17 protein-coding genes and 1 riboswitch are annotated in these 25676 nt (G+C 70.6%); of the genes, 5 read left to right on the top strand and 12 right to left on the bottom strand.

What is annotated here, in order from left to right:
- The first annotated feature begins 11 nt into the window (after positions 1–11).
- Positions 12–148: riboswitch (cyclic di-AMP (ydaO/yuaA leader) on the top strand.
- A 3-nt stretch (positions 149–151) separates the two neighbouring features.
- On the top strand, positions 152–1126 hold the full coding sequence (locus ABD832_RS17075) for a coiled-coil domain-containing protein (protein ID WP_344895731.1): 975 nt from the start codon (positions 152–154) through the stop codon (positions 1124–1126).
- Positions 1127–1170: 44 nt separating this feature from the next.
- On the opposite strand, the gene ABD832_RS17070 is transcribed toward ABD832_RS17075, so the two are convergent.
- Complete coding sequence (locus ABD832_RS17070; protein ID WP_344895728.1) at positions 1171–1500, bottom strand: tyrosine-type recombinase/integrase; 330 nt, start codon at positions 1498–1500, stop codon at positions 1171–1173.
- A gap of 341 nt (positions 1501–1841) precedes the next feature.
- Positions 1842–2306, bottom strand: coding sequence for a hypothetical protein (locus tag ABD832_RS17060; protein ID WP_344895725.1), 465 nt, complete (start codon positions 2304–2306; stop codon positions 1842–1844).
- A gap of 380 nt (positions 2307–2686) precedes the next feature.
- Here ABD832_RS17060 and ABD832_RS17055 point away from each other — a divergent pair, with 380 nt between their 5' ends.
- The 3 genes from ABD832_RS17055 to prfH all read left to right on the top strand — a co-directional run bounded on the left by ABD832_RS17055 (position 2687) and on the right by prfH (position 5560).
- A complete protein-coding gene (locus ABD832_RS17055; RefSeq protein WP_344895722.1) occupies positions 2687–3256 on the top strand; it encodes a hypothetical protein in 570 nt (189 codons plus the stop codon).
- Positions 3257–3677: 421 nt separating this feature from the next.
- A complete protein-coding gene (locus tag ABD832_RS17050) occupies positions 3678–4892 on the top strand; it encodes an RNA ligase RtcB family protein (protein WP_344895719.1) in 1215 nt (404 codons plus the stop codon).
- Positions 4889–5560, top strand: coding sequence for a peptide chain release factor H (gene prfH, locus ABD832_RS17045; RefSeq protein ID WP_344895716.1), 672 nt, complete (start codon positions 4889–4891; stop codon positions 5558–5560). Before ABD832_RS17050 ends, prfH begins: the two co-directional genes overlap by 4 nt.
- 154 nt (positions 5561–5714) lie before the next feature.
- Here prfH and ABD832_RS17040 read toward each other — a convergent pair whose 3' ends face one another.
- Positions 5715–7166, bottom strand: coding sequence for a glycoside hydrolase family 10 protein (locus ABD832_RS17040; protein WP_344895713.1), 1452 nt, complete (start codon positions 7164–7166; stop codon positions 5715–5717).
- A gap of 863 nt (positions 7167–8029) precedes the next feature.
- On the opposite strand from ABD832_RS17040, the gene ABD832_RS17035 reads away from it, so the two are divergent.
- Complete coding sequence (locus ABD832_RS17035; RefSeq protein ID WP_344895711.1) at positions 8030–9082, top strand: LacI family DNA-binding transcriptional regulator; 1053 nt, start codon at positions 8030–8032, stop codon at positions 9080–9082.
- A 162-nt stretch (positions 9083–9244) separates the two neighbouring features.
- Here the strand turns inward: ABD832_RS17035 and ABD832_RS17030 are convergent, their stop codons facing one another.
- The 9 genes from ABD832_RS17030 to ABD832_RS16990 form a co-directional block, all read right to left on the bottom strand.
- Complete coding sequence (locus ABD832_RS17030; RefSeq protein WP_344895708.1) at positions 9245–10717, bottom strand: endo-1,4-beta-xylanase; 1473 nt, start codon at positions 10715–10717, stop codon at positions 9245–9247.
- A gap of 592 nt (positions 10718–11309) precedes the next feature.
- Entirely contained in the window at positions 11310–14816 is a 3507-nt protein-coding gene (locus ABD832_RS17025; protein WP_344895705.1) for a ThuA domain-containing protein, read from the bottom strand.
- A 21-nt stretch (positions 14817–14837) separates the two neighbouring features.
- Positions 14838–15671, bottom strand: a complete 834-nt coding sequence (locus tag ABD832_RS17020; RefSeq protein WP_344895702.1) for a sugar phosphate isomerase/epimerase family protein — start codon at positions 15669–15671, stop codon at positions 14838–14840.
- Complete coding sequence (locus tag ABD832_RS17015; RefSeq protein ID WP_344895699.1) at positions 15668–16882, bottom strand: substrate-binding domain-containing protein; 1215 nt, start codon at positions 16880–16882, stop codon at positions 15668–15670. Before ABD832_RS17015 ends, ABD832_RS17020 begins: the two co-directional genes overlap by 4 nt.
- A gap of 10 nt (positions 16883–16892) precedes the next feature.
- The gene (locus ABD832_RS17010) at positions 16893–17825 is read right to left on the bottom strand and encodes an ABC transporter permease (protein WP_344895696.1); all 933 of its coding nucleotides are present in this window, start codon (positions 17823–17825) and stop codon (positions 16893–16895) included.
- A complete protein-coding gene (locus tag ABD832_RS17005; protein ID WP_344895693.1) occupies positions 17822–18823 on the bottom strand; it encodes an ABC transporter permease in 1002 nt (333 codons plus the stop codon). Before ABD832_RS17005 ends, ABD832_RS17010 begins: the two co-directional genes overlap by 4 nt.
- Positions 18820–20244: a sugar ABC transporter ATP-binding protein gene (locus ABD832_RS17000; protein ID WP_344896000.1), complete on the bottom strand. Its 1425-nt coding sequence runs from the start codon at positions 20242–20244 to the stop codon at positions 18820–18822. The genes ABD832_RS17005 and ABD832_RS17000 overlap by 4 nt, the downstream gene beginning before the upstream one ends.
- Positions 20245–20858: 614 nt before the next feature.
- A complete protein-coding gene (locus tag ABD832_RS16995) occupies positions 20859–22550 on the bottom strand; it encodes a lectin (RefSeq protein ID WP_344895690.1) in 1692 nt (563 codons plus the stop codon).
- Between the two features lie 274 nt (positions 22551–22824).
- Positions 22825–25674: a PQQ-dependent sugar dehydrogenase gene (locus tag ABD832_RS16990; protein ID WP_344895687.1), complete on the bottom strand. Its 2850-nt coding sequence runs from the start codon at positions 25672–25674 to the stop codon at positions 22825–22827.
- Positions 25675–25676: the final 2 nt, after the last annotated feature.

Here is a 25676-nt window from a genome sequence, read left to right as displayed (position 1 = left end):
CATCGGCTGTAGCAGCCGATATGCCTAATCCCAGGCGCCTCGCCCGGGAGCCGGGGAACCACCGCACCTGGGGTGAAACCACTTCGGTGGAAGGGCATCCTCCAGCCCGAACCCGTCAGCTAACCCGGTAGGCGGAAGGAGAGGAGAGTTCGTGGCGGCCCCGTCCCCCACGTTCCGTCGCCATGCCGCTCTGGCCCTCTGCGTGGGCTCGATCGCCGCGTTCACCCTCGGCGCTCCCACCGCGGGAAGCGCCGACCCCAAGCCGACCGAGGCCGAGCTCCGCGCCGACCTGGTCAAGCTCAACAAGAAGATCGACGCGCTGATCGAGACCTACGCGGCCAAGCGCGAGTCCCTCAACAAGGCGGAGAAGGCCGAGGCCGTGGCCAAGCAGAACCTGCGCAGGGCCGAGGAGGTCTACGCCGAGAACGAGAAGCAGGTCGACTCCATCGTCCAGCTCCACTACCAGAGCAGCATCGGCGGCCTGCCCGCCCTGCTGTTCGCCGACGACATCGGCAGCGCGGCGGTGATGGAGCAGCTCACCGCCGAGCAGAGCGCCCACCTGCAGGGGTTCGCCCAGAGCGTGGAGCGCAGGAAGAGGTCCGCCGAGACCGCCGCCCGCCTCACCGACGACATCGTCGAGGAGGCCAAGGAGGTCCAGGAGCGGCGCGAGGAGGCCGAGGACCTGATCGAGGAGATCAAGGACAAGCTCGACAAGCTGGTCCCCACCGGTTCGGGCCGCCGCTCCGACGGCAGCTGGGCCCCGCAGCTGCCCACCGGCGCCGACAACATCACCGACCGGACCCGGATCATGCGCGAGGCGATCAAGAGGCGCTTCGACCTGCCGTACTCGGTCGGCTGCTACCGGGCCGCGAACGACGGCGGCGAGCACCCGCTGGGCCGCGCCTGCGACTTCATGATGAGCGTCGGCGGCTCGATGCCCACGGCCGCCAACCTCAGGCTCGGTGACGAGATCTCCGCCTGGGCCATCAAGAACAAGGCCAGGCTCGGGGTGAAGTACGTGATCTGGCGCCAGCGCATCAACCACGGCTCCGGCTGGAGAACCATGTCCAACCGCGGCGGCGTCACCGCCAACCACTTCGACCATCCGCACATCTCGATGTACTAGTGCTGCGACGGACCGACCTGCGGTTTCTTGGTCTACTGCCCCTCTCAGGGCACATCCAGGGCACATCCGGGGTCTGCGGCACTCCCCCAGGCGCCGTCGATCGCCTTGCGCATGCGGTCCTCGCTGGACGGCATGAGGTGGGTGCAGGTCCGCAGGGTGAAGCCGGGGTCCGCGTGCCCGAGGAACTCGGCGACGGCCTTGATGGACACCCCGTCCTCCAGAAGCACCGAGGCGAAGTGGTGGCGGAGCATGTGGAAGCCGTTCTCTCTCGTGGTGGGAATGCCGACCTTGGCGAGGACCGTCTTCCAGGCGAACGTGGTGAAGCCGTTACGGGCGATCACGGTCTTCTGCCGCGTGCTGAAGATAGGTGTCATCCGCGGACGTGGCAGCTTCGTGGAGTGCGTGGCCGTCCCTGGCACCTGTACGCCGATCGCGGTTACGACTACCCCAGCCACCGCCGCCACCTGTGCACGCAGGGATCACGCCGGTCATCCCCCGCCGCGGCACCCCGCGCGGCTCCGGACCGGGAGTCATCCGGTGAACGGTCGAGCGGACCTTCGCCTGGCCACACCACTTCGAACGGCTACGTATCCGCGACGAACACCGCACCGATCTCCATCAAGGCCTGCTCGACCCGGCGTGCAACCTCATCTGCCTGCGCCGTCTCCGAACCCCATTTTGAAACGATTAGCAAGGTGAGTGTCTTTTAGATCGGTCAGACGGGTCTAAAGGTGATTCCGTGAGAGGGTGGATGGCGGTTCATCACGTCGTTCAGATCGCCCTCGGTGAGGTTGAGGGTGAAGGCACTACCCGTCTGTGATGGATCCCAGCCACGGTCAAGGGCTCTGCGTATGGTCGCCGCCACGAGAGCCGGCCGTACGGTCATCGTTCGCTCCCCGTACCAGGCGTCCGGTCGAGAGCAGGGGAGTTCGACCAGAAGAATCCGCCCCTGTCCCTCGGCCGGCTCCACCGCGTAGGTCAGTGATCCCCAGCTGTTTGCCTGGGAGTATGTGGGCTTGTGGCGGATCCGCCAGCGATAGACGGCACCGTCGACGCTGATCAGCCTGGAGCCCTTCTTGGGGATCGCCACGGAACCGGTCTCCTGCCTTGTTTCGTCCCTGCGCTGTAAGAGCACCGAAGACAGCGACAGGTGATACGAGATGCTCGCCAGCGTAGCCATCGCTCAGTCTCATGATCGAACGGTTTTCGCGCGGCCGGACCCGGCGGTGGTGCCCCTCCAGATCGGGGAGCACAGGGCACATGCCTCGTGCGGTTCTCGCCGAAGGCGCCGGGTGCGTGCGGGTGCGCGGGGTGACGCCGCTGCTTCGAGGTCGTCGTTCGGAAGCGGTCACGAACGGATGGACGGAAGGACATAGCACATCCGCGCCCCATGGGCCATGTCCTATCCGGGATGCTCGGCCCCGCGTGCGGGGGATCGATCCGCCGAACGGCATGTGGGAACCGATGAGGCCCGGCGGCAGGGTTGAGGCATGGCAGCACGGCACCCTTTCCGGGGTCGCCGGAGCGGGCCTCACCCGTACACCCCAAGGAGCCGTTGACATGAGATCCACAATGATCCGGGCAGGGATCACCGCCGTCGCCCTTTCGCTGGCCACGGTCGCCACGATCGGTACATCGGCCTCGGCCGCGTCGTCCGCGACGAGCAAGGACCCCCAGTGGCGCGTGTCCGGCACGGCGAAGATCCACTTCGAGCCGGCGGCCGGTGACGACATCACCTTCACCATCGCCGCACGCGGTGTCTTCACGGAGGCCAAGGGCACCGTCAAGGTCGAGCACTACCTCGCCGACGGCAACGGCGGGGGATTCGAGGCGGAGGTGGACTGCCTCGTGGCGGGCGGCCCGGTCGCGACGGTGACCGCCGTCATCACCACCTCCACCTCGTTCCCGGTCGGCGACCGGATCGCGGTCAGCGTGTACGACGGCGGAACGGACAGGTCCGGCGGCGGTCGTGATCGGATCGGCTGGAACTGGTCGGTACCGACCGGCGCGGTGCAGCCCTGCATGGCCCCCGCGACGTTCGCCACCGTCAAGCGGGGCGGGTTCACCGTCGTCGGCAAGGGCTGGCCCGCGCCTCCCGCGCCTCCCGCGCAGACCGGCACGGGGAAGTAGCGCCACGGCCGGCTCCTCCGCATGCCGCGCGGGCGGCGTTCACGGAGCCGGTACCGCGGTACGGCCGGGTTCGACGACCGGTGGTGAGCGGGTGGTCCTCACCGGCTCGGGCCGGCGAGCCGTCCCGGCTCGTACCGCATCGCCTCCACCGGAAGGCCGGGGTCGACGGCGTGCGTGCGGGGCGGCGGTCTTCCGTTCGACGGTCCCCGGCGGGTGTACGGGGCCGTACGGGTCGGCCGAAAATCGCTTGCCCCGGGGGAACGGGCTCGGGGAACGTGGTGTCATGACGCTCTGACGGACAGCACCCTGTCACCCTGTCACCCCTTCAGCCCTGTCATCCCGTCACCCCGACATGCCACGGCGCCGGCTCGTCTCGCGATGCCGTTCATCCCGTATGCCCCCGTCAAGGGAAGAGAGCCTTTTGTCCCTGCAGCCCTCCCCGCAGCCCTCCGAGCAGCCCTCCCGGCGGGAGTCCCCGCCGCCGTCCACCGCGGCCGCGGGTCCGGCCACCGTCAGCGTGTTCGCCTCCCCCGAGAGCTGGATCGAGTCCGACGCCCTCGATCAGTGCCACCAGGTGGCCGCCCTCGACGGCATGACGCACGTCGCCGCCATGCCGGACCTGCACCCCGGCAAGGGCGCCCCCATCGGGGCCGCCATGACCTCGACCGTGCTGTACCCGTTCCTGGTGGGCTCCGACATCGGCTGCGGCATCGCCGTGTTCCCCATCAGGCTCAAGCGCGCCGTCCCGGAGAAGCTCGCCGCCCGCTTCCCCGACCTCGATCGCGCGCTGGACCCCGAGCGGGACGCCGGCGACCCGGCCTGGGCCGTCATGAAGGGCGACATCCCCGCCGGTCACACCGAGGGCCTCGGGACGGTCGGCCGGGGCAACCACTTCGTCGAGCTGGCCCGGATCGGGACCGTCTTCGAGCCGGGCCACGCGAGCCGTCTCGGACTCGCCGGCGGCGACCTGGTCCTCGTCGTCCACAGCGGTTCCCGGGGGCTGGGCGAACGGATCCTGCGGGCGCACACCGAGGTCCACGGCGCGGGCCCCGCCGCCGATCCCGCCGCCTACCTGGCGATGCACGACGACGCCGTCCGCTGGGGATCGCTCAACCGGCGGCTGCTGGCCGCCCGGGTCGCCCACGCCCTGGGGGCCGAGACCGCCGAGCCGATCGTCGACCGGTGCCACAACCTGGTCGAGATCCGCGACGGTCTCTACCTGCACCGCAAGGGGGCGGCGCCGGGCGACGGATGCGACGTGCTCGTCGCCGGTACGCGAGGCACCCCCTCCTACCTGGTGGCCGCCCACGCCGGGCCGGACGCCGGCCACTCCGTCGCGCACGGCGCGGGCCGCAAGATGTCGCGCGCGGACGCCCTGCGCCGGGGCCGGGCCAAGCACACGGTCGAGGAGCTGCGCCGCACGCCGGTGGGGTCGCTGGTGGTGTGCGGGGACCGTCAGCTGCTCTTCGAGGAGGCGCCGACGGCCTACAAGCGCATCGAGCAGGTGATCGCCGACCTGATCGCCCACGACCTGGCCACGCCCGTGGCCACCACGATCCCCCTGGTCACCTACAAGACGCCCGACCTCGGGTCCGCGCCCCGGCGGGACCGGCGCCGCGAGCGAGGCCGGCGGTGACCGTCCACCTGCTCCTGTCGGCCGGGCGCGGCCCGGCCGAGTGCGCCTGGGCGCTGGCCCGGCTGCTGCGCCGCCTGGAGGCCGACGCCGTCCGGCAGGACCTGGAGACCCGCCGGGCCGAGACCGTTCCCGGCGACCGGCCCGGCACCTACCGGTCGGTCCTGGTCCGGATCTCGGGAGCCGGCGCCGAGGCGTTCGCCGCCTCGTGGACCGGCACCCTGTGCTGGCAGGCCCCCAGCCCGTACCGGGCCGGCACGGGCCGGAAGAACTGGTACATCGTCGCCCGGCCGTGCCGGGCCGACGTCCCGCGCACGACGTTCTCGGAGGCCGACGTCGACATCGTCGCCTGCCGCACCGGCGGCCCCGGCGGGCAGCACCGGGACAAGGCCTCCACCGCGGTACGGGCGACCCACCGGCCCTCGGGGATCGTCGTCGTGGTCGACACCGAGCGGCGGTTCGACCTCAACCGCCGCATCGCCGTGCGGCTGCTGCGGGAGCGCATCGAGCACGGCGACGAGCTCGCGGAGCGCGCCCTCGCCACGGCCCGCCGCCGCGTCCACGACGAGCTCGTACGCGGCGACCCCGTCCGGGTCGAACGACCGGAGACACCCGAGCAGGACGTGGCCCCACGGCGGCCGCCGCGCCGACGACCGCGGACCGCCCGATGACGCCGGCGAGGACCGGCGGGGGCGACGTCCCGCCTGCCGTCCGGCCGTCTCGGCGAGGGCCTGGCCGAGGGGGACGTCCGTTCCCGGCCCGGCCGGTCGCCTCCGGGCGGAGCGGCGCCGGGGCGGCGGTCGGTGGCCGCCCCGGCGCCGGGGGTCATCGCGCGGTGGCGCTGTTGCAGGTCACGGCCGGGGTGGCCGCGGTGCCGTTGGCGGTGAAGCCGAAGGTGGTCGACTGGCCCGCGGCGATGGTGGCGTTGTAGGGAGCGTTACGGACCGTCACCGTGGAGCCCGACACGCTCGCCTCGCCGTTCCACAGGCTGCTGACGCTCTGCCCGCCGGGCCAGGTCCACCGCACGGTCCACCCGTTGACCGGCGCGCTGCCCGCCCGGACCGTCACGGTCGACTGGAAGCCGCCCGACCAGCTGTTGGCCGTCGCGATCGTCGCCGAGCACTCCCCCGTGCCGGGGGTCGGCGTCGGGGTCGGGGTCGGGGTGGGCGTGGGGGTCGGGGTCGGAGTGGGGTCCGGGTCCGGGTCCGCGGCGTTGAGAGCGTCCAGCACGGCGTTGTAGGCCGGCTTCTTGTTGCTGCCGCTGAACAGCAGCGGGGTGTCACCCGAGCGCCAGGAGTCCTGGTCCCGGACACCCCAGACGGTGATGCCGGTGCAGCGCGGCACGGCCAGGCAGTCGTTGGTGACGTTGGCGTAGGTCGTGGGAGAGGCACCCTGGATGTCCAGCTCGGTGATCTGCACGTCGACGCCCAGGGCCGCGAAGCTGGAGATGGTGGTGCGGTAGTTGCTGTTGTAGGGGCTGCCGCTGTTGAAGTGCGACTGCAGGCCCACGCAGTCGATCGGCACGCCGCGCGCCTTGAAGTCGCGGACCATGTTGTAGACGCCCTGCGTCTTGGCCCAGGTCCAGTTGTCGATGTTGTAGTCGTTGTAGCAGAGCTTGGCGGCCGGGTCGGCGGCGCGCGCGGTGCGGAAGGCGACCTCGATCCAGTCGTTGCCGGTGCGCTGCAGGTTGGAGTCGCGACGGCCGCCCCCGCTGTCGGAGAAGGCCTCGTTGACCACGTCCCAGGCGTAGATCTTGCCCTTGTAGTGGTTCATCACGCCGTTGATGTGGTCGATCATCGCCTGGCGCAGCGCGGATCCCGACAACGCCTCCATCCAGCCCGGCTGCTGGGCATGCCAGGCCAGGGTGTGACCGCGGACCCGCTTGCCGTTCTGCACGGCCCAGTTGTAGACGCGGTCGCCCGCGGTGAAGTTGAACTGGCCACGCGCGGGCTCGGTGGCGTCGATCTTCATCTCGTTCTCGGCCGTGATCATGTTGAACTCACGGTTGGCGATGGTCGTGTACGCCGAGTCGCCGAGCCTGCTCGCCGAGATCGCGGTGCCGTAGTAGCGGCCGCTCTGGGCCGCGGCGGCGCCGAGCGTGCTCGCCGCGGCACTGACCGAGGCGGTGCCCGCGGAAGCGGCGCCGGCCGCCACCGGGCCGGTCACCGCCGTGAGCGTTCCGAGCACGAGGGTGCCGAGGGCACCGGCGATCAGGGCCCGGCGAAGACCGCCGAAGGGCCGGCGGGTTCCGGGTGGGGGTATGGCGTTCGTGCCCATGTCTGAGCCTCCATGACCGAGGTGGGGGGAAAGCGGGAGGAAGGGGTGCACGCAGGGCGACGCCGCGCCGCTGTCGTCGAACGCACACCATGAGGGCGTCGCGGTCCGCCGAGGCCTTCGTGCACCACCACCGAGCACGGCCGGACCGTTTCAGGGCCTAGTCTGGAAACACTGTCGAAACATGTCAAGGTTCGACTGAAAATTTCGGCCCCCGGTACGCCTGCCAGGCCGTCCCGCTCCGCGGCGCATCCTCTCCCCGGCCACCGGATGCGGTGGGACGGCACGCCGACCGGCCGGTTGACCTCGTCCGTGAAACATTCATCACCGGGCGGCCGGCGACACAGTCCGGCGGTGTGGCCACCGGGCCGTCCGGGAAGGACCGCGACCGGCCGCTTGACGGGGCCCCGCGCTCTCATGTTTACTCCGGCGCACCACCATCACCCCCGTGAGAACGGGGTTCCCGCCCGGAATCATCAGCGCTCGCGGGGCCGGCGAAGGCTGCCGTGACGCGGGCCCGGTGGCTGGGCCGGCACCAGGCCCGTACCAGGTCCACGGCAGGTCCACGGCAGGTCCACGACATGTCATGGCAGATCCCGGCAGCTCCGGGGCGGGCACCGCGCTCACCCCTTCGGTGAAACCCTTCGGTGGACCCCTTCGACCTCGGGTGCTCGGGCACGTGACTTCGAGGACCGGAATCGAGCTCGGCGTTGAAAGTTTCACATGAGCGGTAAGGAGCCAGGGGCGATAACCAGGCATTCTTCCCCCGCGGATCCCCGGCCCCTTTCGCCGTCCCTGTGCCGATCTCCGGCACGGGCCGGCGAACGCCGCCCGGTCCGGGTGGATCATATAGTTATGATCCCGCTATGACCTGGCCCGAAGAGCGGTTCTCCGATCCGATGTCGTCGCCGCAGGCTCTGACCCTGGCCGAACTGGCCGAACGGGCGGGCGTCTCCACGGCGACGGTCAGCAAGGTCATCAACGGGCGTACCGAGGTCGCGCCGGAGACGCGCGCCCTCGTCGAAGGCCTCATCCGCGAGCACGGCTACCGCCGCCAGCGCCAGCGCGTCCGCCCGGCCCGTCTCATCGAGGTGGTCTTCCACGAACTCGCCGGTGACTATCCGGTCGAGATCATCAAGGGCGTTCAGCAGGTTGCGAGGCGGAACCACGCGGCCGTCGTGATCTCCGACTTCCAGGGTGACCACACGCCGGGCCGTACCTGGATCGAAGAGGTGATGAGCCGCCGTTCGACCGGGGTGATCACGGTGTTCTCCAGCCTGACGTCCTCACAGCGCGACCAGCTCGCGACCCGCAACATCCCCCTCGTCATGCTCGATCCGCTGGACCTCCCCATGTCCGGTGTCCCGTCGGTGAGCGCCGCCAACTGGAGCGGCGGGCTCGTGGCCACCCGGCACCTGCTCGAACTGGGGCACCGCCGCATCGCCGTGATCACCGGGCCCCCCAACGCCGTCTCCAGCAGGGCCCGCGTGGACGGCTACCGCGCCGCGCTGGAGATGGCCGGTCTCTCCGTCGACCCGGATCTCGTCCGTACGGGTGATTACCACATCGTCTCCGGGCTGAAGCGCACCAAGGAGCTGATGGGCCTGCCCGACCCGCCGACCGCGATCTTCACGAGCAACGACGGTCAGGCGGTCGGCGCGTACTGGGCCGCCGCGGAGCTGAAGCTGCGGATCCCCGACGACCTGAGCGTCATCGGCTTCGACGACATGCCCTCCGTCCGCTGGACCCTCCCGCCGCTCACCACGGTCCGCCAGCCGCTGACCGAGATGGGCAACGCGGCGGCGACCATGCTGCTCGCCCTGGCCGACGGCAGGCAGCCGGCGCAGACGCGCGTGGAGGTGGGCACGGAGCTGGTCGTCCGCGGAAGCACCGCGCCGATCGGGAACCGGCCGGCCTGATCCGGCGGCCCCGCGGACGCTCCTGTGCCTTCGGCCCCTCGGGGCCGGAGGCGAGGGACGAGGGCGAGGGGCCGAGGACGTGGAGGGCTCCCCGCCACCCCGGACGCACGAGACGACGGCCGGGGCCACGCCCCGGCCGTCGTCCTTCACGCCGATGGGGGATCAGGTACCGCTGTAGGTCCACTTCTGGTTGTTGCCGCCGTGGCAGGAGTACAGCTGGATCAGGGTGCCGTTGGCGGTCCCGGCGCCCACGGCGTCCAGGCACAGTCCGGACTGCACGCCGACGATGGTGCCGTCGGAGTTGCGCCGCCACTTCTGGTTGTTACCACCGTGGCAACCGTAGATCTGCACCTTGGCGCCGTTGGCCGTACCGCCGGCGTCCAGGCACTTGTTGCCGTAGACCCGCAGTTCCTGTGCGGAGTTGGCGGTCCACTGCTGGTTGGGGTTGGTGTGGCAGTCCCACATCTGGATCTGGGTGCCGTCGGTGGTGGTGGCGTTGGGCACGTCCAGGCAGCGTCCGGACGCGGTGTTCCTGACCTGCCCGGTACCGGTGCCGCCCGTGGGGGTGACGGTCGGGGTGGGGCCGGGTGTGGGGCCGGGTCCCGCGGCGTTGAGGGCGTTCAGGACGGAGTTGTAGGCGGCCTTCTTGTTGCCGTTGCCGTCGAACAGCAGCGCGGTGGTGTTGGCGCCCAGCCAGGAGTCGCTGTCGCGCACGCCCCAGACGGTGATGCCGGTGCAGCGCGGCACGGCCAGGCAGTCGTTGACCACGTTGGCGTAGGTCGTGGCCGAGCCGCCCACGATGTCCAGCTCGGTGATCTGCACGTCGACGCCCAGGGCCGCGAAGCTGGAGATGGTGGTGCGGTAGTTGCTGTTGTAGGGGCTGTTGTTGTTGAAGTGCGACTGCAGGCCCACGCAGTCGATCGGGACGCCGCGGGCCTTGAAGTCGCGGACCATGTTGTAGACGGCCTGGGTCTTGGCCCAGCTCCAGTTGTCGATGTTGTAGTCGTTGTAGCAGAGCTTGGCGGCGGGGTCGGCGGCCCGCGCGGTGCGGAAGGCGACCTCGATCCAGTCGTTGCCGGTGCGCTGGAGGTTGGAGTTGCGCCGGGCGCCGGAGTTGCCGTCGTCGAAGGCCTCGTTGACCACGTCCCAGGCGTAGATCTTGCCCTTGTAGTGGTTCATCACGCCGTTGATGTGGTTGATCATCGCCTGGCGCAGGGGGGCGCCCGACATCGCCTCCATCCAGCCCGGCTGCTGGGAGTGCCAGGCCAGGGTGTGGCCGCGGACCCGCTTGCCGTTCTGCACGGCCCAGTTGTAGACGCGGTCGCCCGCGGTGAAGTTGAACTGGTTCTGGTTGGGCTCGGTAGCGTTGATCTTCATCTCGTTCTCGGCCGTGATCATGTTGAACTCACGGTTGGCGATGGTCGTGTACGCCGAGTCGCCGAGCTTGCCCGCGGCGATCGCGGTGCCGAAGTAGCGGCCGCTCTGGGCCGCGGCGGCGCCGAGCGTGCTCTCCGCGGCGTCGGCGGGGACCGTCGCCGACACCAGTACCGCGGCGGCGCCGAGTATGCCGAGTGCACCGGCGGCCAGGACCCGGCGCAGCCGGGTTCCGGGCGAGGGTATGGCGGTTACGCCCATACCTGAGCCTCCATATCTCCGTGACGAAGAGGGGACGGGGGTCCCCGCGGGGTCGACGCCGCGTCGCCGGAGGGCGGACGCACACCACCGGGGCGTCGCGGACGCGGCCCTGTCCGATCACCACCTGACAGGCGGGGCCGCTCCGGAGACTCAGTGTGGAAACCTTGCCGAAACTTGTCAATAGCCGAAAGAAAGTTTCGAAACCCCCGTTTCTTCCTGGCAGGACGGTCGCGCCTGGACAGGCGGGATCCGTACTCCGAAAGTTTCGGTCGTCCCTCGTCCGTCGTGACATCAGGGTGAAACTTTCATCACCGGGCATCGTCCGTGCCGATGAGCGGGGCGTCGAGGCGCAGATGGCCGCGTTCCGGCCCGCGCGGTCCGCCCGGCCGCGACTCGCGTTCTTGACAACGGCCCGGCCCCTCGTGTGTGCTCCCCTGCACACCACCTCCCACCCGCCCCGCCGAGAGGAGCGCAGCCGACGAACCATGCGCGAGGGCCGACGGCCGTGTGCTCCGTGAAACCGGCTGGGGCCGGCCCGCCTACGCGGACCGGCCCCAGGGGTTTCGGGTGTCACATGAGGATCACATCAGGGTCAGGAGCGGGTCCACCTCTGGTTGGTGCCTCCGGCACAGGTCCAGATGTGGACCTTGGTGCCGTTGGCCGTGCCGTTGCCGGACACGTCCAGGCACTTGTTGGCGCCGACGGCGGTGATGGTGCCGTCGGCGTTCAGGCGCCACTTCTGGTTGTTCTGGCCGTTGCAGTCCCAGATGTTGACCGCGGTGCCGTCGGCGGTACCGGCACCGGTCACGTCCAGGCACTTGTTGCCGTAGACCCGCAGCTCCTGCGCCGCGGTCGAGGCCCACTGCTGGTTGGTCCGGCCGTTGCAGTCCCAGATGTTCACCGCCGCACCGTTGGCCGTCGAGGCACCCGAGACGTCCAGGCACCGGCCCGAGCCCACACCCTTCAGCGCGTTCCCCGAAGGCGTCGGGGTCGGCGTCGGGGTGGGAGTCGGGTTACCGTCGCCCTGACCGACGCCCCTGCCGTTGAAGGTGATGGAGTCGACGTCGAACGCGTTGGCCGTCGGCGCCTTGAACACCACGTAGAGGACGCGCGTGCCACCGGGGTCGGTGACCCGCGCCGCGGGCAGGGACGCGTAGGTGTTCCATCCCCCGGTCGCCGTCACGGCGGCGGAGGCGACGAGCGTCCCGGTCGGCGAGCCGGCGCGCAGCTCGATGGACCCTCCCGTGGCGGACGGCGCCGAGACGCGGAAGGACACCGAGTCGATCCCGGACAGGTTGACCGGCGTGAAGGAGACCCAGTCGTTGTTGGAGACGTCGCCGATGCGCCTGCCGCCCTCGGCCCCGGCCTCGTCGACGGCCCGGACCCCGGACGAGCCGGAGAAGTGCTCGGCCTGCTTGTGCTTGGGGTTCAGGGTGATGCCGGCGCTGCCCTTCAGGCCGGTCGAGTCGGTGTAGTCGGCGGCCAGCACGTAGTAGACGTTGGACGCCTCGTCGTGGCCGGAGGCGGTGGTCGTGACCGTCCCGGAGCAGCCGGTGTACTGACCGGTGTCGTGGGCGTGCTGGTCGTGGCCCAGCGCGGTGATCACGTTGACCTTGGCGCAGTCGACGGTGCCGTCCTCGGGGTCGGTGACGTTCACCGTGTAGGAGACCCGGTCACCGAAGGAGATGAACCCGCCGTCGGGCGGTGCCGAGAAGACGACCGCGGGACGGGTGTTGCCGACGACGACGGGCGTCGTGACGCTCGCCGTCTTCCCGCTCGAGTCCCGGACGGTCAGCCTGACGGTGTAGGTGCCGTTGGCGGTGTAGGTGTGGGACGGGTTGGCCGCGGTGGAGGTCCCGCCGTCGCCGAAGTCCCAGGCGTAGGTGATCGCCTCGCCGTCGGGGTCGGCCGAGCCGACCGAGGAGAACGCCACCGTGAGCGGCGCGGCGCCCGAGTCGGGGTTGGCGATGATCTTGGCCACGGGGGCGCGGTTGCCGACCACGTAGTCGATCCGGTAGATGGAGTCGTCGGTGTTGGCGTGGCCGAAGCCGTTGCCCCAGTCGGCCATGTACAGGGCGCCGTCCGGGCCGAACTTCATGTCGATCGGCGCGCGCGGCGCGATCTGTGCCACGAAGGGGTTGATCTTCAGGAGGTTGCCGGAGGAGTCCAGGCGGAACTCGTTGACGAAGTTACGGCTCCAGTCGTAGAAGAACGGCGTGCCGTCGAAGTACTGGGGGAACTTGCGGTCGGAGGTGCTGGCCGCGTTGTAGCGGTAGAACGGGCCGCCCATCGCGGCGGCGCCGCCGCAGCACTTGATCTCGGGGAACTGGGCCGAGACGTGGTAGTTGTACCAGACGTTCGCGGGCTGGGCCGGGGGCAGGGTCGTCAGGCCGGTGTTGTTGGGCGAGTTGTTGACCGGCGCCGAGCAGTTGAACTTCGCCCCCGAGGTGTTGGTGGCGAAGTTGAAGTCGTTGAACGGGATGTTGTTGCCGACGCAGTACGGCCAGCCGTAGTTGCCGGGCTGCTTGATCAGGTTCCACTCGACCGTGCCCTCGGGGCCGCGGTTGGCGTTGGCGCTGCCCGCGTCCGGACCGTAGTCCCCCACCGAGATCCAGCCGGTGTTCTTGTCGACCGAGAACCGGAACGGGTTGCGGAAGCCCATCGCGTAGATCTCCGGCCGCGTCTTGGCGGTACCCGGAGCGAACAGGTTTCCGGCGGGAACGGTGTAGGTGCCGTCGGGCTCGGGGTGGATGCGCAGGATCTTGCCGCGCAGGTCGTTGGTGTTGGCCGAGGACCGCTGGGCGTCGAAGTGCTCCCGGCCCGGACGCTCGTCGATCGGCGTGTACCCGCTGGAGCCGTTGGGGTTGGTGTCGTCACCGGGGCCGATGTACAGGTTGCCGTTCGGGCCGAAGGCCAGGTAGCCACCGGTGTGGCCGGGCTCGTCGACGTTGCGGTAGGCCGGGACCTCGAGGAGCTTCTTCTCGCTGGACAGGTCGAGGCTCGTGCCGTTGAAGGTGAACCGCGAGACCCGGTTCACCTCACCCCCGCCCGCCGGCGAGTAGTTGAGGTAGATCCAGCCGTTGGCCGCGAAGTTCGGGTCCAGGGCCAGGCCGACGCCGCCGTCCTCGCCGCCGACGTACACCGGCAGGGTGCCGATGACGCGCGTGCCGCCGCCGCCGGCGGGGATCAGGTTGACCTTGCCCGAGCGGGAGATGTAGAAGACCCTGCCGTCGGCGGCCACGTCCAGCTCCATCGGCTGGTCGGGCGCGCCGTCGAGGGTGACCTTCTGGAAGCGGGCCGCGACCGTGCCGCCGCAGTCGCCCGGTGCCGCGCCCGCCGCCCACTTCACGCCGCCCAGCAGGTGCTGCTTGAAGTTGGCCTCGGAGTAGGAGGAGGCCTGGTGGCCCATGGCGGTGGCCCACACCCGGCCGCCCTCGGGGTTGTGGCACCAGGAGATCGGGTGGTCGGCGCCCATCTTGCTCGGCCCGGCGTCGTAGGTGGTCTCGTCGGCCGTGACGAGCACGTGCACCGAGCCGCGCATGTTCTTGTCGAAGTTGTACCACTCCTCGGGGCGCGTCCACCGGTCGGGCAGTCCCACGGTGGAGGGGTGCACCTTGTCGGCCACCTTGGCGGTGCCCTGCACGGTCGCCGAGTGCGCGGTCATGTGCGCCCCGGCCATCACGACCTGGTCCCACCAGGGGAACTGCGCCTCGATGTTCATGTCGGTGGCGTTGTGGACCGCCACGACGCCGCGCCCGCTGCGCACGTAGGACTGGAACGCCTGACGCTGGGCGTCGTTGTCCCAGATCATGCCGCTGGTCTGGAACATGATGACCGCGTCGTAGGTGTTGAACGTCGCCGACGTGAAGACGGAGGAGTTCTCGCTGAGGTCGACCTGGAAGTTGTTGTCGGCCGCCAGCTGCTGGAACATCGCGATGCCGGCCGGGATGGAGTCGTGCCGGTAGGCGCCGCTGGCGGTCTCGGAGAACAGCAGGACCTTGAACTGTGGCGCGGCGGCGTTCGCCACCGGTGGCACCACGAACAGGAACAGTCCTAACAGGGCCGAGGCCAGGGCCGGGAGCAGGTGTGATCTTCGCATGGGGGGTCTCCTGGGAGGGGGTCAGGTGGTGAGGGTGCGCAGAAAGGCCAGTCCTTCGGTGGCAAGGGCGTCCTGGGTCGGGGCGAGGGGACGCCAGACGGACGCGGCGGTGGCGATGACGGCGTTGTCGGAGGTGAAGGACTCGATCACCAGCGGGCCGCCGTAGCCCACGTCGTGGAGGGCGGTGACGAAGCCCGGCCAGTCGAAGCGGTCGCCGCCGGGGGCGCCGCGGTCGGTCCCGCACGCCTGCACGTGCGCGATCCTGTCGCCCGCGAGCCGGACGGCCCGCACGGGATCCTTCTCCTCGATGTTCAGGTGGTAGGTGTCCAGGGCGATCCCGCAGTCCTCGGGGAGGGCTTCGAGCGCCTGCTCGACGGTGTTGACGAGGCTGGTCTCGTACCTGTTGAGCGGTTCGACGCCGATCCGGATCCCGCGTCCGGCCGCGTGGTCGAGGACCGGTTTGAGGTTCTCCCCCAGCTCGGCGTAGAGCGCGCGCCGCTCCTGCGGGCTCATCGGCCAGGTCCTGCCGACGGAGGCGTAGGCGGGCCCGCTGACCGCGGGCGCGCCGACGGTCACCGCGACGTCCACGCAGTGCCGCAGGTAGTCCTGGGTGCCGCGGATCGTCTCCGGCGAGGCGGCGACGAGCTCGCGTCCCGGCGGCATGGCGAGCACGACCGACGTCCGCAGTCCCAGCTCGTCCAGCAGGGCCGCGGCCTTGCCAGGATCCCAGCCGCCCGGGTGCTCGACCGGCAGTTCGATCACGTCGAACCCCCATCGCGCGATCCGCGGCGAGAGATCGGCCAGCGTCTCGTCGGTGAGCGGGGACACCCAGACCCAGGTGTTGACGCCGATCACGACGTGCCGCCCCACTTGGCGGGGTAGCCGGGCAGGTCCTCGCACCCGCACAGGGCGTAGTGCAGCGGCGGCATGCCGGGGGTGAGACGGGAGGCGAGGGTCTCCTGGGTGATCGTCGGCTGGGGCAGGTTCCACACCTTCGGCACCTGCTCACCCTTGAGGATCTTCAGGGCCGCGATCACGGGGGTGCGCCACTGGTAGGTCGGGTAGGTCGGGGCGATCGCGGTGAGCTTGGCGTCGCTCCACTTCTTCAGGAAGTCCTGCTGGTCCTCGCCGTTGATCGGCGGTACGGGCTGACCGGCGTCCTCGAAGGCCTCGACGGCCGCGACGGCGGTGGCGCCCGCGTCCATCCAGACGCCGTCGATCTTGCCGTGGCGCTGGATGTAGTCGCTGACGATGCTCTTGGTCTTGGCGGCGTCGCCGTCGGTGAACTCGACGCCGACCACCTGGAGGTCGCTCTTGTCGAAGGCGACCTTCGCGGCCGACCACCGGGTCTCCAGCACGTCCACCCCGGGCAGGATGCGCAGCGCGAGGATCTTCCCGCCGGCGGGCACCTTGCCGACGAGGAACTCGGCCGCCTCGGCGCCGAAGGCGTACCCTCCGATCGGCTTGATGAAGGTGACCGGGCAGTCGGTCTGGACCCCGCGGTCGAACACGATGACCGGCACCTTGGGGCAGGCCCCGGACACCGCGGGGGTCAGCGTGGCCGTGGTGTTGGGCGAGACGATCAGCGCGTCACACCCCTTGTCCTGCAGCTCGGCGATGTCGGAGATCTGCTTGTCGTCCTTGCCCTCGGCGTCCAGGGCGGTGAAGCGCGCGATCTCCTTGTGCAGCGCGACCTCGGCCTGCATGGTCTTCCAGCCGACCTGCCGCCAGGGGTTGTTGACCGCGGCGTTGGAGAAGCACAGGTGGTACGGGCCCGCCTTCTTGTACGCGGCGGTGTCGACGGGCTCGGGATCGATGCTCTGCTCCCACGGCTTGTCCGCCGGGCCGGTCGGCTCTGCCTTGCGCATCGCCATCTGGGCGTCGTGGTCCGCCTGGACGAAGAACTTCGACTGCGCCCCGGTGCCCTTGTCCGGCGCCGCGGCGGCGGAGGAGGACGTGGCGGTGGTGACGGCGGGCACCGGGGTGTCGCTGGTGCACGCGGCCGCCGGCAGCGTCAGTGCGATGAGCGCGGCGACGGTGAGAAACCGCCGCGAGGGTGTGCGCATTATGGTCCTTTCAGGTGGCGGCCGCGGTCGTCCTGCGCGGGAGCCTCACGGCTCCGAGCGCCACCGCGGCTATGATGATCACTCCCTGTACGGCGGGCTCCAGGGCCCCCGAGACGCCGTGCAGGTTGAGAAGGGTGAACAGTGCCTCCAGGGTGAAGGCCCCGGCCATCGCGGCGACCACGGAACCGCGGCCACCCCCGAGGGCCACGCCGCCGAGCACGACGGCCGTGATGGCCTGGAACTCCAGGCCCTGGCCGACCTGCGCGGAGACGCCGGCGAAGCCGCCGAGCAGGACGGCGGCGACCGCCGCCGACAGCCCGGAGATCATGAACGCCACGGTGCGCACCCGGGCGACGCGGACACCGGACAGGGCCGCGGCCCTGTCGTTGTCGCCGGTCGCGACGAGCGTGTGGCCGAAACCGGCGCGCATGACGGCGACGGCGAGGCCCGCGAGCGCGACGAGGATCAGGACCGACCAGGGCACCGGCCCCGCGCTTCCCCGTCCCAGCTCGCGGAACTGCTCGGACAGGGCTCCCCGGGGCGCGCCGCCGGTCCACAGGAAGACCGCGCCCGACAGGATCAGCAGCATGCCGAGCGTGGTGATGAAGGACGGGACGCGCAGCAGGGTGGTGACGAGCCCGTTGACCAGCCCGATGAGCGGCCCGATGACGATCAGCAGGGCCAGCACGGGCCAGGTGGCCTCCGCCGAGCCGTCGATGAGCCGGGCGGCGATCACCACCTCGGCGGTGACGATGGAGCCGACCGACAGGTCGAACTCGCCGGACACGATGACGAAGTACTGGCCGGCGGCGAGGATCACCAGCGGCGCCGCCCGTTTGACGAAGGCCAGGAAGGTGGGCGGTTCCAGGAAGAGGGGGTTGACGGCCGCGATCGCCACGAGCAGTCCGGCCAGCACCACGAGGATGGGCAGTGCGCGTCTCATGCGGTCCGCCTCCTGCGGGCGTAGACCGCCAGGGCGGCGATCAGGACCACGCCCCGCACGACGTCCTTGGCGAAGGAGTCGATCTCCAGCTGGTTGAAGATGCTGTCGAGGACGGCCAGCAGCAGGACGCCGCCCACGGTCCCGGCGACCCCGCCGCGGCCACCGGCGAGGGCGGTCCCGCCGAGGACCACCGCGGCGATCGACTCCAGGTCGTAGCCGCCGTCGGTCCCGACCGTCGGTGCGCCGGCCCCGAGCCGGGAGGCCAGCAGCAGCCCGGCGATCCCGGCGCAGACCGAGCAGAGCACGTGGGCGGCGACGACCACCCGCTCGGTGCGGATCCCCGACAACCGCGCGACCTCGGCGTCCCCGCCGACCGCGTAGATCCGGTATCCCAGCCGGGTCCGGCTGAGCAGCAGCCACGCGCAGACCGCCACCGCGGCCCACAGCAGCGCCGACACCGGCAGCGGTCCGATGCGGTCGTAGCCGAGATGCCGGAAGGACTCCGGCACGCTGCCCGCCGGTCCGTCGTAGCGGTGGTCCAGCACGCCCTTGATGATCAGCGCGACCCCGAGCGTGGCGATGAAGGCGTGCACCCGGAGCCTGGTCACGATCAGGCCGTTCGCCAGCCCGGTCAGCGCGCTGACCGCCAGCACCGCGGCGATCGCGGCCGGCACGTTCGCACCGGCACCCGCCATGATCTCGGCCGCGACCAGCGAGGTCAGGCTGATCAGGAACGCCACCGACAGGTCCAGGCTCCCGGCCAGGATCACCAGGGTCTGCCCGACCGCGACGATGCCGAGCGCGGCCGAGCGCTGCTGGATGCCGACGATGTTCTCCAGGCCCAGGAACCGCCCGCCGTCCAGGGCGAACAGCAGCCAGCCCAGCCCGACGAGCAGGACCAGCGCGACGTAGACGGCGCGCGCGGGACGGTCGGCCGACAGCCGACGCAGGAGCGAGCCCGGGGCCGGGACGCGCCGGAGTTCCATCTGCCGGGTCATGACGCGGCCGCCACGGCCATCACGGCCTCCTCGGTGGAGCCGGCGGGCAGTTCCCCGGCGACGCGGCCCTCCCGCAGCACCACGATGCGGTCGCTCATGCCGATGAGTTCGGGCAGCTCGGAGGAGATCATGAGGATGGCCATGCCGTCGCGGGCGAGTTCGCGGATCAGCTCGTGGATGGCCGCCTTGGCGCCGACGTCGACGCCGCGGGTGGGCTCGTCGAGCAGCAGGACGCGCGGCGCGACCGTCATCCACCTGGCCAGCACGACCTTCTGCTGGTTGCCGCCGGACAGCAGCCTCACCTCCCGGGCCAGGTGCGAGGGGTCGAGCCGCACGCGCTCCAGCAGCGGCTCGATCCCGGGCCGGCGCCCGCGGACGGCCCGGGTGGCGAGCAGGACGTTGTCCCGCACCCGCTGACGTGGCAGCAGCCCTTCGGCCTTGCGGTCCTCGGTGACCAGGCCGATCCCCGCGGTGATGGCCTCGCGGACCGACCGGGGACGGCAGGGGGTCATCTCACCGCGGGTGAAGGGCTCGGCGCCGAACAGCGCCTTGGCCAGCTCGCTGCGGCCCGAGCCCTGCAGCCCGGCCACCCCCGTGACCTCCCCCGCCCGCAGGTCGAGGTCGATGCCGCGCAGGGCGGCGTTGGCGCCGTCGCGCACGCTCAGCACGACCGGCCCGGGCGGGCCGGCCGCCCGGGGCGGGTAGTAGGAGTCGAGGTCCCGGCCGACCATCAGGCGGACCACGGTCGCGGTGTCCAGGTCGGAGGCCCGCTCCGTGGTGACCCGGGCACCGTCCTTGAGCACGGTGATCCGGCCGGCGAGCTCGAAGATCTCACGAAGCCGGTGGGAGATGTACAGGACCGCGATGCCGCGCCCGGCCAGGCGCCGTACCAGCGCGTAGAGCAGTTCCACCTCGTGGTCGGCCAGGGCGGCGGTGGGCTCGTCCATGACCACGATCCGGGCGTTCAGCGACAGCGCCTTCACGATCTCGACGACCTGCTGCTGCGCGACCGAGAGCCGCCGGACGAGATCGCGCGGCCCGAACGACTCCTCGCCCAGCGAGTTCAGCAGCTCGGCCGTCGCCGACTCCATCGCACCCCGGTCGACCATGCCGCGCCGGACGGGCTCGCGTCCGAGGAAGACGTTCTCGGCCACCGTCCGTTCCGGCAGCAGGGTGAGCTCCTGGTAGATGATCGCCACCCCGGCCCGCTGCGCCTGGACCGGGTGCCCGAACACCACGTTCCGGCCGTCGATCTCGATGGTCCCCTCGTCGGGCGCGTGCACGCCGGCGAGGATCTTCATGAGCGTCGACTTGCCCGCGCCGTTCTCCCCCACCACGGCGTGGACCTCGCCGGCGGACACCTCCAGATCGACGCCGCCGAGGACGCGGACGCCCAGGAAGCTCTTGCCGATGCCGGTCATCCTCAGCACGTGGCCCGCCCGCCGGACGGCACGGTCAGGCCGGCCCGTGGCGCACCGGTGAGATCGTCCGAGGGCGATCTCCGCGCCGTTCGGGGAGGGGAGTCGTGCACGAGGATCTCCTAGTGGCGATGAGGGGGTTGTGCCGGACCCGGCGCCCGCCCGGCCGTTCGCCGCCGGCGGACGACCCGGGCCACCGGTCCGGAAGGTCCGCTCGCGAGGTCGGAAGGTGCGCCCGCCCGGTGAACGGCGTGTGGCGTGAGGGAGACCGGGACCGGCCATCCGGCGATCATCAAACCGGTTCGTTAGGAAAATAAGCCCACTTAATTATCAGTGTCAAGCATCCTTATTTCGGATATTTAAGGACATGGTAGAGAGGGTGGAGACCGGGCACCGCACCATGGGATCCGCCGTTCCTGAGGTCTTGCTGCTCGAAGACATGAGGAAACCGAGGGGCCCGGTCGACGCGGGTGGGATGCAGTACGGCCGTAACGCACGGCCATAATGAGTATGAAACTTATACCGTCCAGGGCGCCGGGGTCCGGCGCGGGCGATGGGCCCGCGCCGGACGCCGTGTCACGCGCACCGGGTGAGCGTGAAACCGTCGTCGGGAGACCTCAGACGCGGTTCCACCTCTGGTTGGTGCCGCCGGCGCAGGTCCAGATGTGCACCTTGCTGCCGTTGGCCGTGCCGAAGCCGGACACGTCCAGGCACTTGTTCGCGGCGATCGCAGTGATGGTGCCGTCGGCGTTCAGGCGCCACTTCTGGTTGTTCTGGCCGTTGCAGTCCCAGATGTTGACCGCGGTGCCGTTGGCGGTGCCCGCCCCGCTCACGTCCAGGCACTTGTTGCCGTACACCCGCAGCTCACCGGCGGCGGTGGAGGTCCAGCGCTGGTTGGCCTGGCCGTTGCAGTCCCAGATGTTCACCGCGGCACCGTTGGCCTGCGAGGCGCCGGAGACGTCCAGGCACCGGTTCGAGCCCACCCCCCGCAGCGCGCTCGTCTGCCCGGAGGGCGTCGGGGTGGGGGTCGGCGTCGGCGTCGGGGTCGGGGTCACACCGCCCAGTTCCTTGATGCGGATGTTGCGGTACGCCACCACGTCGGGGGACCCGTGGTTCTGGATGCCGATGTAGCCCTGTTGCAGCGAGCGGACCGGGTCGGTGTTGGTGAAATCGTTGATCTTCACGCCGTTCAGGAACACCTGCAGCCGCTCACCCTCCACCAGCAGCTCGTAGGTGTTCCACTGCCCCGGCGGGTTCAGCGCCGCGTCGCGTGCGGCGATGTCCGCCGCCTTGAACCCGTAGACCGCGCCCGTCGTCTTGTCCGCGCTGTCGGTCGCGTCGATCTGCACCTCGTGCCCGGTGTTGAGCGCCGTGCTCGGGTCGGTGGTGGCCGGGAACCCGACGACCACCCCCGAGTTGGAGTCGCCGTTCAGTCTCCAGTCGAGCTTGAGCGAGTACGACCCGAACTGCTTGGCGTTGTACCAGAGCATGCCCATGCCGCCCTGCGAGGTCAGCGTGCCCGAGCTGTTCGTGAACGACCCCGGCCCGGCCTGCGACCAGCCCGTCGTCGACCCGTTGTACAACGGCGTGTAGCCGGTCTCCGGGCGGCAGTCGGCGTTGGTCGCCTTGGCCGCGTACCGGATCCCGCCCAGCAGCAGCGTGCGGAAGTTCGGGTCCGCGTACGACGCCTGGGTGTGTCCCAGGCCGGTGTAGAACGAGCGGCCGGAGGCCTGCGTACGGCACCAGGTGATCGGGTGGTCGCCCATGCCGCCGCCGCTGTAGGTGCTCTCGTCCAGGTTCTGCAGGACGCGCACGTTCGGGCGGGGGTTGCTGCGGAAGCTGTACCACTCGTCGGTCCGCGTCCAGGTCGGTCCCAGGTGGGCGGTCGCGGCGTGCGCCCGGTCCTCGTTGCGCACCGTGGCCTGCTGGATCGCCGGGTGGCTGCTGAACCAGGCGCCCACCAGCTGCCCGTAGTACGGCCAGTTGTACTCGGTGTCGGCGGCCGAGTGCACCCCGACGTAGCCGCCCCCGCCGTCCACGTACGACTGGAAGGCCGACTGCTGGCCGTCGTTCAGCACGTCACCGGTGGTGTTGAGGAACACCACCGCCTTGTACCGGGCGAGGTTGGAGGTGGTGAAGACGCCGGCGTCCTCGGTGGCGGTGACGGTGAAGTCGTTGGCGGCCCCGAGGTCGCGGATGGTCTGGATCCCGACGGGGATCGCGTCGTGCCGGAACCCGGCCGTCTTGGAGAAGACCAGCACCTCGAAGGCGGCGGCCCTGGCGGCCTCGGCGGAGACGGCGGGGATCACGGTCGTGGCGGCCTCGGCGGAGACGGCGGGGGGCCATGGTCGCGGCGGTGGCGGCGAGCGCCACCGCGGCCACCGACAGGCGTCGCAGCACGGAGGTCCTCCTGCCACCGCCCGCGATGCGCCCGGGCGGCGCGGGGGTCAGATGTCGAAGCATGGGTGTCCTTCCATCGTGGCGCCCGGTGCGGCCCTTGCGGCGATGAGCCGGGCCGTACCGGGCGCCATGTCGATTAGGTACTCGTCGTGCGGCCGAGGCCGCCTGGTGGGGCGGACGGCCTCAGGCGCGGGTCCATCTCTGGTTGGTGCCTCCGGCACAGGTCCAGATGTGGACCTTGGTGCCGTTGGCCGTACCGAATCCGGACACGTCCAGGCACTTGTTCGCGCCGACGGCGGTGATGGTGCCGTCGGCGTTCAGGCGCCACTTCTGGTTGTTCTGTCCGTTGCAGTCCCAGATGTTGACCGCGGTGCCGTCGGCGGTACCGGCACCGGTCACGTCCAGGCACTTGTTGCCGTAGACCCGCAGCTCCTGCGCCGCGGTCGAGGCCCACTGCTGGTTGGTCCGGCCGTTGCAGTCCCAGATGTTCACCGCCGCACCGTTGGCCGTCGAGGCACCCGAGACGTCCAGGCACCGGCCCGAACCCACACCCTTCAGCGCGTTCCCCGAAGGCGTCGGGGTCGGCGTCGGGGTCGGGGTCGGCGTCGTACCGGTGCCGAAGGTGAAGGCGTCCAGGTCGAACAGGTAGCCCTGGCCGGTCGCGCCGCGGAAGACGAGGTACAGCGTGGTGGTGCCGGACGGCGCGCCGGCGAGGTTCGCCGAGACGTCGGCGAAGGTCTCCCAGCCACCGGTGCTCGTGACGTTGACCGTCCCCAGCAGCGTGCCCGTGGCCGAGCCCGCCCGGACCTCGATCCGGCCGCCCGCACCCGCCGAGGACACCCGCGCGGTGATGCTCGTGGCGTTGCTCAGGTTGTACGGCTGGAAGGAGACCCAGTCGCCGTCGTCGACGAAGCCCACGGTCCTGCCGCCCTCGGCGGTGGCGTGGTCGGCCGTCTGCACACCCTGCTGGGCGCCGAAGTGCTCGCCCTGCCGGTGCCGCGGCTGCAGCGTGCGGCCACTGGTGGAGGTCAGGCCGCCCGCGTCGGTGTAGGAGGCCACGAAGACGCCGTAGATGTTCGCCGCGGCGTCGTGCTCGCCGTCGACCGGTACCGCGATGGAGCCGCTGCAGCCGGTCCTGGAGGTGATCTCGTGGGCGTGGCTGTCATGGCCGAGCGAGTAGGTCACCGTCACCTTCGAGCAGTCGATCGTGCCGTCCTCCGGGTCGCTGACGTTGACCTGGAACGGCACCGTCTCGCCGAAGGAGAACAGCCGGCCGTCACCGGGGGTGGTGAGCGTGACGGACGGGGCGGTGTTGCCGACGGACACGCTCACGCTCGCGCTCCCGGTCAGCCCCTGCGGGTCCCGGACGGTGAGCGTGGCGGTGTACGCGCCGTTGGCGGTGTAGGTCTTGCTCGGGTTGGCGGCCGTGGAGGTGGTGCCGTCGCCGAAGTTCCACGAGTACGTCAGCGCGCCGCCCTCGGGGTCGGAGCTGCCGGCCGAGGAGAAGTTCACCGTCAGCGGGGCCGGCCCGGAGGTCTTGTCGGCCGCGGCCTTGGCGATCGGGTTGCGGTTGGCCTTGCCGATGTACTCGACCCGGTAGAGCGCCTGGTTGTTGCTCCCGGTGCCGTAGTCCAGCACGTACAGCGCCCCGTCGGGGCCGAAGGCCATGTCCATCACCTGCGTCCCCGACCAGGGGAACGCGGAGATCTCCCCGTAGCCGCCGTCGCTCCTGACCTCGATGGCCTTGATCCAGCGGCGACCGTACTCGCCGGCGAAGAAGCGCCCGTCGAGCACCTGGGGGAACTTGACGGAGGAGTTCAGGTTGGCGTCGTAGCGGTAGACCGGGCCGCCCATCGGCGACTCCGAGCCGCTGCCGAACTCCGGCGGCGAGCCGGAGTCACCGGCGTACTTGATCCACGCCGGCTTGGCCGCGGGCAGCGTGGTCAGGCCGGTGTTGCGGAAGGAGTTGTTCGTCGGGCCTCCCGCGCAGTTGTACTTCGCGCCGGTGCTGTTGGAGGCGAAGTTCCACTCGTTGTAGGTCTCGTTGGTGGTGTTGCTGCCCGTGCAGTACGGCCAGCCGTAGTTGCCGGCGGCGGTGATGCGGTTGAACTCCACCTGCCCGCTGGGTCCCCGGCCGGAGTTGGTCGACCCCGCGTCAGGACCGTAGTCGCCGAGGTAGACGACACCGGTCGCCTTGTCCACGCTCATCCGGAACGGGTTGCGCAGGCCCATCGCGTAGATCTCCGGCCGCGTCCTCGCCGTGCCCGGCGCGAACAGGTTGCCGCTGGGGATCGTGTAGGTGCCGTCGGCCTGCGGCTTGATCCGCAGGAGCTTGCCGCGCAGGTCGTTGGTGTTGCCGGCCGAGCGCTGGGCGTCGTACTGCGGGTTGCGGTTGGTCCGCTCGTCGATCGGCGAGTAGCCGGCCGACTCGAAGGGGTTGGTGTCGTCACCGGTGGTCAGGTACAGGTTGCCCTGCGCGTCGAAGTCGAGGTCGCCGCCCGCGTGACAGCACTGCCCGCGGTCGTTGGCGACCCGCAGGACCACCTTCTCGGTGGACGTGTCGAGCGTCTCGTCCGCCTTGAGGGTGAACCGCGACAGGTAGAACTCGCCCTTCCACTGGTCGAACTGCGCCTGGGTACCGGTGGCCGGGGCGTCACCGGTCGGCGTGCTCAGCCGGGGTGAGTAGTACAGCCAGACGTGCCGGTTGGTGGCGAAGCCCGGATCGACCGCCACACCCTGGAGGCCCTCCTCGTCGTGGGTGTAGACGTTGAGCCTGGCGGCCACCTTCGTGTTGCCGTTGACGTCGGTCACGCGCAGTGTGCCGTCGCGGGACGTGTGCAGGACCGACCGGCTGGGCAGCACGGCCAGCGACATCGCCTCCCCCAGCTCGCCGCCGCCGGACGCGAGCGGCACCTGCTGGTAGTCGGACGCCGGGATGGTGAGCGCGTTGGCCGGGGTGGCGGTGAGCGCGAAGGTTCCGGAAACGATCAACGCCATCGTGATCAGTGATGTGAGCCACGGACGTCTGGGCATCT

The organism is Streptosporangium longisporum (assembly GCF_039534895.1).
In the GTDB taxonomy this organism is placed as follows: Bacteria; Actinomycetota; Actinomycetes; order Streptosporangiales; family Streptosporangiaceae; genus Streptosporangium; species Streptosporangium longisporum.
Note: the sequence above shows the minus strand (reverse complement) of the source record. Positions and strands in the feature narration are given on the sequence as shown.

Excerpts from the sequence above, each read along its gene's own strand:
- ABD832_RS17070 (WP_344895728.1), bottom strand. The coding sequence starts at position 1,500 with ATGACACCTATCTTCAGCACGCGGCAGAAGACCGTGATCGCCCGTAAC.
- ABD832_RS17060 (WP_344895725.1), bottom strand. The coding sequence starts at position 2,306 with ATGGCTACGCTGGCGAGCATCTCGTATCACCTGTCGCTGTCTTCGGTG.
- ABD832_RS17055 (WP_344895722.1), top strand. The coding sequence starts at position 2,687 with ATGAGATCCACAATGATCCGGGCAGGGATCACCGCCGTCGCCCTTTCG.
- ABD832_RS17040 (WP_344895713.1), bottom strand. The coding sequence starts at position 7,166 with ATGGGCACGAACGCCATACCCCCACCCGGAACCCGCCGGCCCTTCGGC.
- ABD832_RS17035 (WP_344895711.1), top strand. The coding sequence starts at position 8,030 with ATGACCTGGCCCGAAGAGCGGTTCTCCGATCCGATGTCGTCGCCGCAG.
- ABD832_RS17030 (WP_344895708.1), bottom strand. The coding sequence starts at position 10,717 with ATGGGCGTAACCGCCATACCCTCGCCCGGAACCCGGCTGCGCCGGGTC.
- ABD832_RS17025 (WP_344895705.1), bottom strand. The coding sequence starts at position 14,816 with ATGCGAAGATCACACCTGCTCCCGGCCCTGGCCTCGGCCCTGTTAGGA.
- ABD832_RS17015 (WP_344895699.1), bottom strand. The coding sequence starts at position 16,882 with ATGCGCACACCCTCGCGGCGGTTTCTCACCGTCGCCGCGCTCATCGCA.
- ABD832_RS17010 (WP_344895696.1), bottom strand. The coding sequence starts at position 17,825 with ATGAGACGCGCACTGCCCATCCTCGTGGTGCTGGCCGGACTGCTCGTG.
- ABD832_RS17005 (WP_344895693.1), bottom strand. The coding sequence starts at position 18,823 with ATGACCCGGCAGATGGAACTCCGGCGCGTCCCGGCCCCGGGCTCGCTC.
- ABD832_RS17000 (WP_344896000.1), bottom strand. The coding sequence starts at position 20,244 with ATGACCGGCATCGGCAAGAGCTTCCTGGGCGTCCGCGTCCTCGGCGGC.
- ABD832_RS16990 (WP_344895687.1), bottom strand. The coding sequence starts at position 25,674 with ATGCCCAGACGTCCGTGGCTCACATCACTGATCACGATGGCGTTGATC.